Source organism: Nonomuraea monospora (genome assembly GCF_039531895.1).
Classification (GTDB): Bacteria; Actinomycetota; Actinomycetes; order Streptosporangiales; family Streptosporangiaceae; genus Nonomuraea; species Nonomuraea monospora.
Map to the genome: position 1 here is coordinate 1 of NZ_BAAAQX010000068.1, position 15167 is coordinate 15167.

12 protein-coding genes are annotated in these 15167 nt (G+C 70.7%); 11 read left to right on the top strand and 1 reads right to left on the bottom strand.

Translation table 11 applies throughout. From position 1 onward, the window contains the following. Positions 1-130: 130 nt before the first annotated feature. The gene (locus tag ABD331_RS58615) at positions 131-949 is read right to left on the bottom strand and encodes a dioxygenase family protein (protein WP_344495938.1); all 819 of its coding nucleotides are present in this window, start codon (positions 947-949) and stop codon (positions 131-133) included. 157 nt (positions 950-1106) lie between these two features. On the opposite strand from ABD331_RS58615, the gene ABD331_RS58620 reads away from it, so the two are divergent. The 11 genes from ABD331_RS58620 (at position 1107) to ABD331_RS58670 (ending at position 14234) form a co-directional block, all read left to right on the top strand. Continuing rightward, entirely contained in the window at positions 1107-2426 is a 1320-nt protein-coding gene (locus tag ABD331_RS58620; protein WP_344495940.1) for a bifunctional folylpolyglutamate synthase/dihydrofolate synthase, read from the top strand. Continuing rightward, positions 2426-2767 (top strand): DUF4233 domain-containing protein, encoded by a 342-nt coding sequence (locus tag ABD331_RS58625; RefSeq protein WP_344495942.1) that lies wholly within the window; start codon positions 2426-2428, stop codon positions 2765-2767. The genes ABD331_RS58620 and ABD331_RS58625 overlap by 1 nt, the downstream gene beginning before the upstream one ends. A 68-nt stretch (positions 2768-2835) precedes the next feature. Continuing rightward, positions 2836-4404, top strand: a complete 1569-nt coding sequence (locus tag ABD331_RS58630; protein WP_344495944.1) for a hypothetical protein — start codon at positions 2836-2838, stop codon at positions 4402-4404. Positions 4405-4583: 179 nt separating this feature from the next. After that, a complete protein-coding gene (gene ndk, locus ABD331_RS58635; protein ID WP_148443628.1) occupies positions 4584-4994 on the top strand; it encodes a nucleoside-diphosphate kinase in 411 nt (136 codons plus the stop codon). A 346-nt stretch (positions 4995-5340) separates the two neighbouring features. Further along, positions 5341-6372 carry a rod shape-determining protein gene (locus ABD331_RS58640; RefSeq protein WP_344495994.1) on the top strand — a complete coding sequence of 344 codons (1032 nt, stop codon included), beginning with the start codon at positions 5341-5343 and terminating at the stop codon, positions 6370-6372. Further along, positions 6372-7250, top strand: a complete 879-nt coding sequence (mreC, locus tag ABD331_RS58645; protein WP_344495947.1) for a rod shape-determining protein MreC — start codon at positions 6372-6374, stop codon at positions 7248-7250. Before ABD331_RS58640 ends, mreC begins: the two co-directional genes overlap by 1 nt. A gap of 387 nt (positions 7251-7637) precedes the next feature. After that, entirely contained in the window at positions 7638-8093 is a 456-nt protein-coding gene (mreD, locus tag ABD331_RS58650; RefSeq protein WP_148443626.1) for a rod shape-determining protein MreD, read from the top strand. Continuing rightward, positions 8090-10138 carry a penicillin-binding protein 2 gene (gene mrdA, locus ABD331_RS58655; RefSeq protein WP_344495950.1) on the top strand — a complete coding sequence of 683 codons (2049 nt, stop codon included), beginning with the start codon at positions 8090-8092 and terminating at the stop codon, positions 10136-10138. Before mreD ends, mrdA begins: the two co-directional genes overlap by 4 nt. A gap of 25 nt (positions 10139-10163) precedes the next feature. After that, positions 10164-11327 (top strand): rod shape-determining protein RodA, encoded by a 1164-nt coding sequence (rodA, locus tag ABD331_RS58660; protein ID WP_148443624.1) that lies wholly within the window; start codon positions 10164-10166, stop codon positions 11325-11327. Between the two features lie 90 nt (positions 11328-11417). Continuing rightward, positions 11418-13328, top strand: coding sequence for a TIGR03960 family B12-binding radical SAM protein (locus ABD331_RS58665; protein WP_344495952.1), 1911 nt, complete (start codon positions 11418-11420; stop codon positions 13326-13328). Between the two features lie 138 nt (positions 13329-13466). After that, positions 13467-14234: a TIGR03936 family radical SAM-associated protein gene (locus tag ABD331_RS58670; RefSeq protein ID WP_344495954.1), complete on the top strand. Its 768-nt coding sequence runs from the start codon at positions 13467-13469 to the stop codon at positions 14232-14234. Positions 14235-15167: the final 933 nt, after the last annotated feature.

The window sequence follows — 15167 nt, forward strand, 5'->3', positions numbered from 1 at the left end:
GGTCACCGCCGGACAATCTTTATGGATAAGGGCCCCGACGCCAACGCGTCGGGGCCCTTTCTTTTTGGCGCAACGAGGGCCACTCCCAGCAGCTGGAGTGGCCCTCTCTTGCGTTCGGGGACCGTATGGGTCAGAGGCGCAGCCACAGGGCGGGCACATTGGGAGGTTCCCAACCCGCCTGCGAACGGTGCCCCTGCAGGCACCGGTAGGCCGCGCCGCCGTAGGTGACCCGGTCACCCGCCTGGTAGGTCACCCCAACCTGCCAGGTGCCGCCGCCCGGAGGCGGACTTGTCGGTGGGTCCGTGGGCTGGGTGCCCGGGACGTTGAGCACGAAGTCGAACGTGGCCTCCCTGCCCGTCCCCACGGTCCTGACGTTCATCAGGAGGCGGGGGTCGAAGATGGTGTCGGTGTTGTTGCGCGGCTCGCCAGGGAAGTAGAGCTGCGTCGTCAGGATCGGCCGGCCGGGGGCCTGGGCCTTGACGTGGATGTGCCGCGTGCGGCCGGGGTAGAGGCCGGGCACGATCGTGGTGAGCTTGAACGCGCCCTGGGCGTTGGTGTACTGGTGGCCGCGGAAGTTGTAGGTGATGTTGTCGTAGGCGCCGCCGTTGTCGGCCTGCCAGAAGTCCAGCAGCACGTTGGCCAGCGGCTGGCAGGCGAGGCCGAAGACGTACCCGCTGACTGTGAGAAGAGTGCCGGCGCCGGGCAGGACGGTGCGCTGCGGCGAGTTCGGCTTGAAGTAGGGGCCCTCCGTCTGCGGGATGGTCGGGTCGTCGCCGTCGTCGCAGTACGGGGTGGGGCTGAGCGGGACGCCGCTCTGGGCCGTCTGCCGGGCGAGGGCCGGCACCTGTCCGACGAGCAGGGGGACGGGTGTCGCTATGAGTGCCGCTTTGAACAGCGTCTTCCTGCTGATGCCGCCTGGCTTGTCCGCGCGAGTGTGCTCGCCTTCCACGATTGCCTCCTCTAGAGCGGCCCGCCGGGGGGTGGAGCGGGCTGTTTCCCAAGGTGGCATCGGGAACGTCCAGGTAGGTACCCTCCACATTTCTATCTGCTCGGCAATATGTTCGCCCGGCGTCCGGACCGCTTCCGGCGGTCAGTAGGGTTGAAGGGTGGATTATCGTGCGGTAGAACGCGCGATCCTGGATCGTGGCGTCGAGTGGGATTTCGAGCCGACGCTCGATCGGATCGCGGCCCTTCTTGACCTGCTGGGCTCGCCGCAGCGGGCGTACCCGGTCATACACATCGCGGGCACCAACGGCAAGACGAGCACGGCGCGGCTGACCGAGGCGCTGCTCAGGGAGCGCAACCTGCGGGTGGGGCGGTTCACCAGCCCGCACCTGGTGTCGATGCGCGAGCGGATCACCGTGGACGGCGAGCCGCTCAGCGAGGAGCGCTTCTCGCAGGTCTACGAGGAGGTCATCCCGTACGTCGAGCTGACCGACACGCAGGGGCGGCGCATCCAGTTCTTCGAGCTGCTGACGGCGATGGCGTTCGCGGCGTTCGCCGACACGCCGGTCGACGTCGCCGTCATCGAGACCGGCATGGGCGGGTCGTGGGACGCGACGAACGTCGCCGACGGCACCGTGTCGGTGATCACGCCGATCTCGCTCGACCACACCGACCGGCTCGGGCCGGACATCCCGAGCATCGCCGGTGAGAAGGCGGGCATCATCAAGCCCGGCGCGACCGCCATCCTCGCGCAGCAGGAGCTGGCCGCCGCCGAGGTGCTGATGCGGCGGGTGGCCGACGTCGGCGCGGTCGTGGCCCGCGAGGGGCTGGAGTTCGGCGTGCTGAACCGCGAGGTGGCGATGGGCGGGCAACTGCTCACGCTGCGCGGCCTCAAGGGCGTCTACGACGAGGTGTACCTGCCGCTCTACGGCGCCCACCAGGCGAGCAACGCGGTGTGCGCGCTGGCCGCCGTCGAGGCGCTGACCGGCGGCGACGACCCGCTCGACGTGGAGCTCGTCCGCGCCGCGTTCGCCCAGGCGTCGTCGCCGGGGCGGATGGAGGTCGTGCGGCGCACCCCGACGGTGGTGATCGACGCCGCGCACAACCCCGGCGGCATGCAGGCGTCCCTGGATGGGCTGCACGAGGCGTTCGACTTCGCCAAGGTGATCGGCGTGGTCGCGGCCATGCGCGACAAGGACGTCGAGGCGATGCTGGAGCTGCTGGAGCCGATCCTCGACGAGATCGTCGTGTCGCGTAACTCCTCGCCCAGGTCGCTGTCGGCCGAGGAGCTGGCGGCGCTGGCCGAGCCGCTGTTCGGCGAGGAGCGCATGCACATCGTCGAGCGGCTCGACGACGCGATCGACATGGCGATCGGCATCGCCGATGCCGAGGGCGAGTTCAGCGGCACGGGCGTGCTCATCACCGGGTCCGTCGTGACGGCGGGCGACGCCCGGCTGCTGCTCAAGGCGGACGGCACATGATGAGCTTCGAGGTCACCCCCGGCATGCGCAGGCTCGGCGCCAGCGTGCTCGGCATGGAGGCGATCGTGGCCGGGCTGGTCACGCCCGTGGCGATCGGCGTGGGCGAGGTCGAGCCGGCGGTCGCCGTGACGGTCGGCATCGGGCTCGCGGTGCTCTGCGTGATCGCTGCGGGCCTGCTCAAACGGCCTTTCGGGTACGTGCTCGGCAGTGTTGTACAGGTGCTGGCGATCTGCACGGGCTTCCTCGTGACGACCATGTTCTTCCTCGGCGTGCTCTTCACCGCGTTGTGGATAACGGCGATTATCGTCGCTCGCCGTGTCGAGGGCGCTACTTCCCGCTAAAGTCGGCCTACATGGCCGTCCCCCCAATCACGCGGCCGCCGCATCAGGCGCGCCTCAGACATCCCTGGTTGCTCGACACGTTGCTCGGGCTCCTCGTCGTGGCGTCGCTGCCTCTGGCGGTCGTCGCGATACCCAACACCCTCTCCGTCGTCGCCGGGCTGCTGCCACCCGGCCTCGACCAGGCCGGGCTCATGCGGACGAACGGGCTCGCGCTGCCCGCGCTGATGCTGGCCGTCCCGCTGGCGGGGGTGGCACTGCGGCGCGTGCCCGCCGCTCACCTGCTGGTCGGAGGGCTGGCGCTGATGGCGCTGTCCGACGCGGCGGGCGGGTACGCGGGCTCCGAGCTGCTCGTCGGCGCGGTGCGCGTGCTGCGCGGCGTCGGCGCCGGGCTCGTCCTGACCACCACGCTGGTGGCCGTGTGGGACCGTGTGGCGGTCCTGCGGGCCCTGTGGGCGGGTGTGCTCGGGCTGAGCCTGCTGGCGGCTCAGGCGTTCGCGCTGTGGCCGCTCGACGAGGTGAGCAGCTGGCGGGTCACGCTGCAGCCGTACCCGCTGGTCACGGGTGTCGCGCTCGGCCTGGCCGCGGTTCACCTGGTCGCGTGGATGCTGCTCGGGCGGCCCGGGACGCCCGTCCCCGACCTGCGCGATCGCGGGCGGCTGCTGCTGGCGGCCGTGCCCGCCGCGGCCATCGCGGTTGTGGCGATCAGCACGGCGAGCGAGGGCTGGCGGGCCGTGCCGGTGATGCTGCTGGCGGCGGTGGCGGTCGTGGGGCTGCTGGCGCTGGCCTCGACCGGGGTCACGCGCAGCCGCACTCCGGCGTACACGATGGTGGCGGTCGGCGTCGTGCTGCTGCCCAGCGCCGCGCAGGTCACGCTGGTGGAGATGGGCGGTCTCGGCGGTCCCGGGCTGCGCGGCCTGTGGGTGTCGTACGCCGCGGCGGGGCTGCTCGCGGTGGCCGCCTCGGTGCTGGTGCGGCTGTTCGCGCGGGGCGCGGCGCGCTGGCTGGCGCCCATGGGGCTGCTGGCGATGGTGGTCGGCCTGTGCTCGGTGCGGCTCGTGGTGCCGTCGGCCGACGGGATGGTGCTGGCCGTGCCGTTCAGCCTGCTGGCAGTGGGTGCGGCGGTGGCGCTGACGGCGGCGCTGCAGGAGGCGGAGATCGGGGCGGCGGTGTTCGGGCTGTCGCTGGGCTGCACGGGGGTGCTGGCGGGGTTCCTGCTCGGCACGGGCGTGCAGATGTCCATGCTGGACGGGGTGCGGTCGGCTCAGGAGCTGGTCGACAGCTTCGTGGGGGCGTTGCACTGGTGGGCGCTGATCGGCGGCTTCCTCGTGGTGGCGATCATCGTGCTGGCCGCCGTGATGGCCAGGCGTTCCGGCAGGGGCGCCCGCGCCGAGGAGCCCGCGCCGCCGGTGGAGCCGCCCTGCGCGGGCATCCCGATCAGCCCTCCCGTGGACGTGCTGCTCGTGCCGGCGCCGAGTCCGGCCGACGAGGAGGAAGAGGGGCCGACCGGGGCGATCCCACGAGTGGTGCTGCCCGTGTCGGCCATGGGCGCCTTCGACACGGCGGGAGTCGCCTCCGGGGGAGAGGGGCCCGCCGTGCCGCCACAAGGGCTTTCGCCGGAGGACGGCGCGTCGTCCTAGGCTGGGTTCCGCTGCCGGTTTCGCTGTCGGTTCCGCTGTCGCAACGAGGGCGGGGGCCGGGGACGGTAAGCTGAGGGCCCTGCCACGGCGACGCGTGGGCGCGTGCCCCCGCGACGCGTCTTCGCGGCCAGGCCGATGCCTGCCGCCGCGACCCCATTCTGTTCGAAGGAGAACTTCAAGTGTCCGAGCGCACTCTTGTCCTGATCAAGCCCGACGGGGTTAAGCGCGGCCTCATCGGTGACGTGATCGCCCGTGTGGAGCGCAAGGGCCTCAAGGTCGTGGCGATGGACCTGCGCACCCTCGACGCCGACACCGCCAAGGCGCACTACGCCGAGCACTCCGAGCGGCCGTTCTTCGGTGAGCTCGTCGAGTTCATCACCTCGGGGCCGCTCGTCGCCATGGTGCTGGAGGGCCCGCGGGCCATCGAGGCCTTCCGCGCGCTGGCCGGCGCCACCGACCCGGTCAAGTCCGCTCCCGGGACGATCCGCGGCGACCACGCACTCGAGATCGGCGAGAACGTGGTCCACGGCTCCGACTCGCCCGAGTCGGCGGCCCGTGAGGTCAAGATCTTCTTCCCGGACCGGTTCTAGTCCGTTCCCGGTTTCTTATGCGCGCTCCCGCGGCTTCGGCCGCGGGGGCGCGTTTGTTTGTCGCCCATGTTGTCAAAGGCGCGCGGGCGGAAGCTGGTGGGAGGTGGGCCGCCGACGGGATTTTGTCGGGCGCTTACCGTATGGTTTCTCGCGGTTGGTTGTTGGATCGTTCCAGCCTCTCGACGGATGTTGTGGTGCAATCCGGGCAAAATTGCGGTTGAGGTAGGGGCTGGAGATTTTTGATGGGCGCGATGGCTCATTGCGCGCATCGGTGGGTACGTCACGTTACGATTCGAATTCGATCCGTAGTCATTCGCGAACGACGTTACGGAGGGCTCCGTTCCCCATGGGCAGCAAGCTCGCGTTCCTCGGCCGTGACATGGCGGTCGACCTGGGCACCGCCAACACGCTGGTCTATGTGCGTGGTCGTGGCATCGTGCTCAACGAGCCATCAGTCGTCGCGATAAACACGGCGACAGGCAAGATCGTTGCGGTTGGTATCGAGGCTAAAAGAATGATCGGCCGCACACCTGGCAACATCATCGCGATCCGTCCACTCAAGGACGGTGTGATCGCGGATTTCGACGTCACTGAGCGGATGTTGCGATATTTCATCCAAAGGGTGCATCGGCGGCGACATTTCGCCAAGCCGCGCATCATCATCGCCGTGCCGAGCGGCATCACCAGCGTTGAGCAGCGGGCGGTGAAAGAGGCCGGTTACCAGGCGGGGGCCAGAAAGGTCTACATCGTCGAGGAGCCCATGGCCGCCGCCATCGGCGCAGGGCTGCCGGTGCATGAGCCGACGGGAAACATGGTGGTCGACATCGGTGGCGGCACCACCGAGGTGGCGATCATCTCGATGGGCGGCGTGGTCACCAGCCAGTCGATCAGGATCGGCGGCGACGAGCTCGACCAGGCGGTGATCGCGTTCGCCAAGAAGGAGTTCTCGCTGATGCTGGGCGAGCGCACCGCCGAGGAGATCAAGATAGCCATCGGCTCGGCGTGCCCGTTCGGTGAGGAGGCGCACGCGGAGGTCCGCGGGCGCGACCTGGTCAGCGGGCTGCCCAAGACGATCATCGTGTCCAGCGAGGAGATCAGGAAGGCCACCGAGGAGCCGGTCAACGCGATCGTCGACGCGGTGAAGACCACGCTCGACAAGTGCCCGCCCGAGCTGTCCGGCGACATCATGGACCGCGGCATCGCGCTCACCGGAGGCGGCGCCCTGCTCAAGGGGCTCGACGAGCGGGTCAAGGCCGAGACGGGCATGCCCGTCCACCTGGTCGACAACGCCCTCGACTCGGTGGCCATCGGGTCCGGCAAGTGCGCCGAGGAGTTCGAGGCCCTTCAGCAGGTCCTGGTGCCGGAGTCGCGACACTGATGAGAGATTCACGCCGTGCCCGGCTGATCCTGGGAGTGCTGCTGGCGGCAGCGCTGGTCATCCTGACCGTCGACCACCGCACCGGCGACAGCTCGCCGCTGCGCCCGCTGCGCGCGGCCGGGTCCTACGTTTTCGGCACGGCGGAGCAGTTCGGAGGCGGGGTGATCCGCCCCGTGAGCACGTTCATGCACGCGATACTGACCGCGCCCGCCGCCAGGGAGCGCATCGAGGCGCTCAAGGCGGAGAACGCCGAGCTGCGCCGCGGCCTGCTGGCCGGCAAGCTCGACGCCGACCGCGCCAAGGAGCTCGACAAGCTGGTCGGGCTGGCCGGGGCCGGCGGTTACAAGGTGGTGCCCGGCAACGTGATCGCCAGGCGCGGGCAGCCGGGCTTCGAGGACGCGGTGCAGCTCGACATCGGCACCGCCGACGGGGTCCGGCCCGAGATGACCGTGCTCAACGGCGACGGGCTCGTCGGGCGGGTGCTGCACGCCTCGTCCCGCACCTCGACCGTGGTGCTGATCAGCGATCCCGCCTCGGCCGCCGGGGCGCGGCTGGAAGGCGGCAAGGAGATCGGCGTCGTGCACGGGGTGGGGGAGCACGGGCGGCTGGTGCAGTTCCGGCTGCTCGACTCCACGGCGGCGATGAGCAGGGGCGGGCGGATCGTGAGCTTCGGCTCGCAGCACGCCAGGCCATACGTGCCGGGGGTGCCCATCGGGGTGATCGAGCGGGTGGAGTCCACGCCGGGGGAGCTGACGCGCATCGCCTACGCGCGGCCGTACGCCGATCTGACGGCGCTCGACGTGGTCGGCGTGGTGGTGGAGGCGCCCAAGCGGGATCCGCGTGACGCGCTGCTGCCCGCCAAGGAGGGCTCGCGGTGACACGCAGGGGGCGGTCTTGGTGATCGGGGGCGTTCGGGCGGGCGCGGTGACACGCGCAACCGCCGCGGTGGACATCTGGGGCTTTCAGGTGGGGCCTGCGGCGGTATGCGGAGCCGTGGCAGTGGACGTCGGGGGCCTCCGGGTGGGACCGGCGGTGGCATGCGGAGTCGCGGCAGTGGACGTCGGGGGCCTCCGGGTGGGACCGGCGGTGGCATGCGGAGCCGCGGTGGTGGGCGTCGGGGGCCTTCAGGTGGGGCCGGCGGTGGGATGCGGAGCCGTGACGGCAGACATCGGGGGCGCTCGGGTGCGGTTGGCGGTGGGACGCGGACGCGAGGCCGTGGTGATCGGGGGCGTTGGGGCGGGACCGGCGTGCAGGGAGGGGGAGCGGTGATCGGGGGTGTTTCCGTGGTGCTGGCGATGCTGGCGCAGGTGATGCTCGTCAACCGGGTGCCGCTGCCCGCCGGCGGCGCGCCCGACCTGGTGCTGCTGGCCGTCATCGGGGCGGCGCTGGTGAGGGGCCCCGGGCCGGGGGCGGTGCTCGGGTTCTTCGCGGGGCTGCTGGTCGACGTCATGCCGCCGTCCGCTCACCTCATGGGCCAGTACGCGTTCGTGCTGGCGCTCGTCGGCTACGTCGCCGGGCGAGGCGCCGGAGGCCCCGTGACGACCGTCGTGCTGTGCGTGCTGATGGCGCCGCTGCTGGCGGCGGCCGTGGGCGGGCTGATCGCCGACCCGCGGGTGACGGTGGCCACGCTGACCGAGCAGGTGCCGGTCACGATCGTCTACACGCTGCTGGTCTCGCCCGTCGTGATCTGGCTGACCACCAGAAAGAGATTCGCGACATGACCAGGATGCGGGCCCGGCTGCTGGCGTTGCACGTGCTGGTGCTGACGCTGCTCGTGGTGCTGGCCGTGCGGCTGTGGCAGGTGCAGGTCGTGCGCGGGCAGGAGTTCGTGACGCGGGCCACCGAGACCAGGACGCGCGCCGTGATCGTGCCGGCCGTGCGAGGGCAGATCCTCGACTCCTCGGGCCGGCCGCTGGTGCGCAACAAGACCGCGCTGGTCGTCTCCGTGGACAGGACGCGGCTGTCGAGGATGAAGGACGGCGGCGTCAAGGTGCTGCGCAAGCTGTCGGAGGTGCTCGGGCGGCCGGTGTCCGACCTGCAGCAGCGCATCACGCCGTGCGGGCCGGGCGTGGGCAAGCCGTGCTGGACGGGGTCGCCGTACCAGCCGGTGCCGCTCGACGAGAAGGTCGACACGCGCGAGGCGCTGCAGATCCTGGAGCGGCAGGAGGAGTTCCCCGGGGTGACGGCGGAGATCCACTCCGTCAGGCAGTATCCCGGCGGCAGGGCGGGCGCGCAGATGCTCGGCTACCTGCAGCCGGTCACCGAGGCGGAGCTGGAGAAGCGGGAGGGCCTGAAGGCCAGCTTCTCCGGCGTCGACCTGGCGGGGCGCGACGGGCTCGAATACGTCTACGACGACGCGCTGCGGGGCAAGGCCGGGCTGCGCAGGGTGCAGGTCGACCGGATGGGCAAGGCGCTCGGCGTCGAGGAGCAGATCACGCCCATCCCCGGCGACCACCTCGTGACCAGCATCGACTCGCGGGTGCAGACGGTGACGGAGAAGGCCCTGGCCAACGCGATGAAGTCGGCGCCGTCGGCCGACGGCGGGGCCGCGGTGGTGCTCGACGCCCGCAGCGGGCGGGTGGTGGCGCTGGCCAGCGCGCCCGGCTACGACCCGGAGATCTGGGCGGGCGGCATCTCGGCGCGCGGCTACCAGTGGCTGCTGTCGGACAAGTCCGGCAAGCCGCTCGTGTCGCGGGCCATCAACGGGCAGTTCGCGCCCGGTTCGACGTTCAAGGTCTCGTCGGTGTCGGCCATGCTGCGCGCCGGATACCCGCTCAACGGCCACTACTCCTGCCCCGGCTCGTACGCGGTCGGCGGCCGGGCGTTCAACAACTTCCGCGGCATCCCGCTGGGCACGCTGACCCTGCACACGGCGCTGGTCAAGTCGTGCGACACGATCTTCTACCGGGCGGCGTACGAGCAGTATCTGAAGGACGGCGGGCGCACCCCGAAACGCAAGCCCAAGGAGGTGTTCGCCAACACGGCGCGGGCCTTCGGCTTCGGCAGCCCGACCGGCGTCGACCTGCCGGGCGAGTCGGGCGGGCGCATCCCCGACCGGGCCTGGAAGAAGGATCTGTGGAACCAGACCAGCGCGGTCAACTGCGAGCGGTCGCGCAAGGGGTATCCGGAGGAGAAGGACAGGGCGCGGGCCGAGTTCCTGAAGCGGCTGGCGCTGGAGAACTGCACCGAGGGGTTCCTGCTGCGGCCTGGTGACTCGGCCAACTTCTCCATCGGGCAGGGCGACGTGCTGGTCACGCCGATGCAACTGGCCAGGGCGTACATGGCGCTGGTGAGCGACGGCAAGGTGCGCAGCCCGCGCATCGGGTGGGCGCAGGTGCGTCCCGACGGCAAGGTGGTCAGGACGATCCCCGTGCCGGTGGTGGGCAAGCTGCCGATCAGCGAGAAGGAACGCCTCTACATCAAGCACGCGCTGAGCCAGGTGGCCGCCGACGGCACGGCGGCAGGGGCCTTCGCCGGGTTCCCGATGAACAAGGTGCGGGTGGGCGGCAAGACCGGCACGGCCGAGGTGTGGGGCAAGCAGGACACCTCGTGGTTCGCGTCGTTCGCGCCGACGAAGAACCCGCAGTACGTGGTGGTGGCGATGGTTTCCCAGGGCGGGATGGGCGCGCAGACGGCGGCTCCGGCCGTACGGGAGATCTACGAGGGGATCTACGGCATCAAGCGCAAGCCCGCGGTGCCCAACGGCGGGCGGCTGACCACGAGGCTGCCGCGCTTCGCGCCGGACGGGATGGTGATCCGGGGATGAGCACGCGTAGAGGAGGCCGGGGGTGATGGCGCGGACGGCGGCCGTCCGGAGGCCCTCACTGATGCGGCGGATCACCGCCGAGAACTCGACCGTGCGGCGGCTCGACGGGCTGATGCTCGTCGCGGTGGCCGGGCTGTGCGTGATCGGCACGCTGCTGGTCTGGTCGTGCACCAGGACCTGGGCGCCCGGCTCGACGGGGCTGGTCAAGAAGCACCTGCTCAACGAGACGATCGGCGTGGTGCTGTGCGGCATCGTGGCCATGGTCGACCATCGGGCGATGCGGGCGTACGCGCCGCTGGTGTTCCTGCTGTCGCTGGTCGGGCTGGTGCTGGTGATCACGCCGCTGGGCGCGACGATCAACGGGTCGCACTCGTGGATCCTGCTCGGCGGGGGCTTCGCGGTGCAGCCGTCGGAGTTCGCCAAGGTGGGGCTGCTGCTCATCATCGCGATGCTGCTGGCCCAGCCGGCCGAGGGCAGCGACCGGCCGCGCGGGCTCGACGTGACGCTGGCGCTGCTCGCCTCGGGGCTCACGATGGGGCTGGTGATGCTCCAGCCCGACCTGGGCACGGCGCTGGTGCTGGCGGTGATCACGGCCGCCGGGCTGATCATCGCGGGGATGCGCAAGCGGTGGGTCGGGGTGCTGACGCTGGTGGCGGGCGCCGGGGTGTTCTCGGTGTTCTACTTCCAGATGCTGGAGCCGTACCAGGTGGCGCGGTTCACCGCGTTCGTCGACCCGAGCGTGGACCCGCGCGGGGTGGGCTACAACAGCACCCAGTCGATGATCGCGATCGGCTCGGGGCAGCTGCTGGGCAAGGGGCTGCTCGGCGGCGGGCAGACGACCGGGCGGTTCGTGCCCGAGCAGCACACCGACTTCATCTTCACGGTGGCGGGCGAGGAGTTCGGGTTCCTCGGGTCCGTCACGGTGGTGCTGCTGCTCGGCGTGGTGCTGCTGCGCGGGCTGAAGATCGCCAGGCAGTGCGAGGACCGGTTCGGGACGCTGGTCGCCGGCACGATCGTGTGCTGGTTCGCGTTCCAGACGTTCATCAATGTGGGCATGACGATCGGGATCATGCCGATCACGGGGCTGCCGCTGCCCTTCGTGTCGTACGGCGGCACCGCCACGTTCGCCAACCTCATCGCGGTCGGGCTGTTGCAGGCCATCAGGGTGCGCAGCCAGTCGTTCAACTAGCGGTATGTTCGCGGCCATTCCGGCGTCCGGAGGACATCGGGGAAACGTCGCGGGACCTGCCACCGCCTGAGCGCCGCTACCCTTGACGGTATGCCTGTCGAGTCGATATTCCACCGCCTGGAAGCGCTGCTGCCCAAGGTGCAGAAGCCCATCCAGTATGTCGGGGGTGAGCTCAACTCGACCGTCAAGGACTGGGACTCGGCGGACGTGCGATGGGCGCTGATGTACCCGGACGCCTACGAGGTCGGGCTGCCCAACCAGGGCGTGGCCATCCTCTACGAGATCCTCAACGAGCTTCCCGGCACGCTGGCCGAGCGCACCTACGCGGTCTGGCCGGACCTGGAGGCGCTCATGCGGGCCGAAGGCGTCCCGCAGTTCACCGTGGACGCGCACCGGCCGGTGCGCGCCTTCGACGTGCTCGGCGTGTCGTTCTCGACCGAGCTCGGCTACACCAACCTGCTCACCGCGCTCGACCTGGCCGGCATCCCGTTGCGGGCCGCCGACCGGGGCGAGGAGGACCCGATCGTGCTCGCGGGCGGCCACGCGGCCTTCAACCCCGAGCCGATCGCCGACTTCCTCGACGCGGCCGTGCTCGGCGACGGCGAGCAGATCTCCATCGCCATCTCCGAGGTCATCCGCGAGTGGAAGGGCGAGGGCAGCCCCGGCGGGCGTGACGAGCTGCTGATGCGGCTCGCCGAGTCCGGCGGGGTCTACGTGCCCAAGTTCTACGACGTGGAGTACCACCCCGACGGCCGCATCAAGCGGGTCGCGCCCAACAGGGCCGACGTGCCGTGGCGGGTGCACAAGCACACCGTGATGGACCTCGACGAGTGGCCCTACCCGAAGAAACCGCTGGTGCCGCTGGCCGAGACGGTGCACGAGCGGTTCAGCGTGGAGATCTTCCGCGGCTGCACGCGCGGCTGCCGGTTCTGCCAGGCCGGCATGATCACGCGGCCGGTGCGCGAGCGCTCCATCACCACGATCGGCGCCATGGTCGAAAACGGCATCAAGGAGTCCGGCTTCAACGAGGTCGGCCTGCTGTCGCTGTCGTCCGCAGACCACTCCGAGATCGGCGAGGTCGCCAAGGGCCTGGCCGACCGCTACGAGGGCACCAACACCTCGCTGTCGCTGCCCTCCACCCGGGTCGACGCGTTCAACATCGACCTGGCCAACGAGTTCTCCAGGAACGGCAGGCGCTCGGGCCTGACGTTCGCGCCCGAGGGCGGCTCGGAGCGCATGCGCAAGGTGATCAACAAGATGGTCACCGAGGAAGACCTGATCCGCACCGTCAGCACCGCCTATTCGCAGGGCTGGCGGCAGGTCAAGCTCTACTTCATGTGCGGGCTGCCCACCGAGCAGGACGAAGACGTGCTCGGCATCGCCGACCTGGCCAAGAAGGTCATCCAGGCGGGCCGCGAGGCGACCGGCAGCCGCGACATCCGCTGCACGGTCTCCATCGGCGGCTTCGTGCCCAAGCCGCACACCCCGTTCCAGTGGGCGGGCCAGGCAGACCACGAGACCGTCGACAGACGGCTCAAGGCCCTGCGCGACTCGCTCAGAGGCGACAAGAACTACGGCCGGGCCATCGGCTTCCGCTACCACGACGGCAAGCCGTCCATCGTGGAAGGCCTGCTGTCGCGGGGCGACCGCCGGGTCGGCGCCGTGATCAAGGCCGTCTGGGAGGACGGCGGCCGTTTCGACGGCTGGAGCGAGCACTTCTCCTACGAGCGCTGGATGTCCGCCGCCGAGAAGGCGGGCGTCGACGTCGACTGGTACACCACGCGCGAGCGCGAGGAGAACGAGGTCCTGCCGTGGGACCACCTCGACGCCGGGCTCGACCGCGAATGGCTGTGGCAGGACTGGCAGGAGGCCGTCACCGGCGGTGAGGTCGAGGACTGCCGCTGGACCCCCTGCTACGACTGCGGTGTCTGCCCCACCATGGGCACCGAGATTCAGATCGGCCCCACGGGGCGCAAACTCCTTCCTCTGACGGTGGTCTAGCGCGCTCAGTGGGCGAGCCGTGTCACGGTGTACACGTTCATCCTCCGCAGCGGCTTATCCTGAGACGAAGGAACTCTTACAAGGGAAGGACGACAAGCTCTGAAACCTGTTCCCGAAGGGCCTCCGCCCGCGCCCACGGTGCAGCGCCTGCGTGTGCGTTACGCCAAGCGCGGCCGTCTGCGCTTCACCAGTCACCGCGACATCTCGCGGGCCGTTGAGAGGGCGGTCCGTCGTGCCGGTATTCCGGTGGCCTACAGCGCGGGCTTCTCGCCCCACCCGAAGATCTCCTACGCGGGCGCGGCGCCGACCGGCGTCGCCAGCGAAGCCGAATACCTCGAGATCGGTGTCACCACGCCGTGCGACCCCGCCCAGGTCAAGCAGAGCCTGGACGAGTCGCTGCCTTCCGGGCTCGATGTGCTCGACGTCGTGGAGGCGGGGCAGGGTGGGCTGGCCGACCGCTTGGAGGTCTCCGACTGGGAGGTGCGGCTGTCCGGTGCCGATCGCGAGCTCGCCGAGGTGGCGGTGCAGAAGTTTCTCGCGGAAGGCACGGTGGAAGTCGAGCGCCTGACCAAGAAGGGTCCCCGCCGCTTCGACGCGCGGCAGGCCGTCCTGGGGCTCACGGTTTCCGAGGGAACAGAAAGAACCGCAGCTCAGGTGCGTGGGGAGCCGTGTGTCATACTGCGCATGGTTGTTCGGCACATGACGCCTGCCGTTCGACCCGACGATGTGCTCACAGGGCTGCGCCTTGTGGCCGACTTCGCGCCGCCGGTTCCCCCCGAGGTGACCAGGCTGGCGCAGGGGCCGCTCGACGCGAGTACCGGTGCACTTGCCGACCCGCTCGACCTGGACCGCGACATCACGCGCGGCGGCGAGGCGGGACCGGCGGGTGAGCACGTCGCCGGTTGAGGGAGTGACCGGCATGTGCCGGACACGCCCAGTGCGCGGCGCGAGCCGGGCACGACCGCTGACAGGACTTGGCGTCGGCGCGCTCACTACGGGAGCGCCGGCGGACAACGAGACACGAGGGCTCCTGCGCGGCGCGGCGACGCGCCCGGGAGCTGACGGGAGAACGCCCGCATGCTCGACAACGAGCCCAACGCCGGGGCCACTGGCCCTGACGGGGAGACAATTGAACAGCCCGAGGTGACCAAGCGTCGCCGCTCCGCCAGCCGCCCCGCGGGTCCTCCGCCGGAGTTGCCGGAGGAGCCGGCCTCCGCACCGGTCACGAGTGCCGCCGCGCAGAACGCGCCGTCCGTGGCCGACGTGCAGGCGGTGCAGCGTACCGCCGCGCAGCGGGCCGCGGGTGAGCCCGCGGCCGAGCTGCTGGCCACCGCCGTGAGCGGTGCCGAAGGCGTGAGCGGTGCTGGAGGCGTGAGCCCGGTCGAGGCGGCTGTCGCCGAGGCCGTGGCCGACGCGGAGAAGCCGAAGAGGGCTACCAGGACACGTTCGACCGCGACTACCACGCGGCGGCGTACGACGAAGAAGGCCGAGGCGGAAGCCGCTGAGGCTGCCACGGAAGCCGCCACCGAGGCTGCCACTGAGGCCGCCACTGGGGCCGCCTCTGTGGAAACGGCCGGAGAGGTTGTCGCGGAGGCGCCGGTGAAGCGGCGCAGGACGCGCAAGAAGGACGAAGAGGTCGCCGCGCCCGCCGCCGAGGCGGCCGAGGTGCGGTCCGTGGAGGACTCCGCCGCTCGGGCCGGGGCGGCCGAGACGGGTCCCGTCGCGGGGGGCGAGGTGGTCGCGCCGTCCGGTGGTGGCGAGGCCGCTGCCCCGTTCGGGGACGAGAGTGTGGCCGCTGGGGAAGCCGCTGGCGGGACGACGCGGCGTCGTACGCGTAAG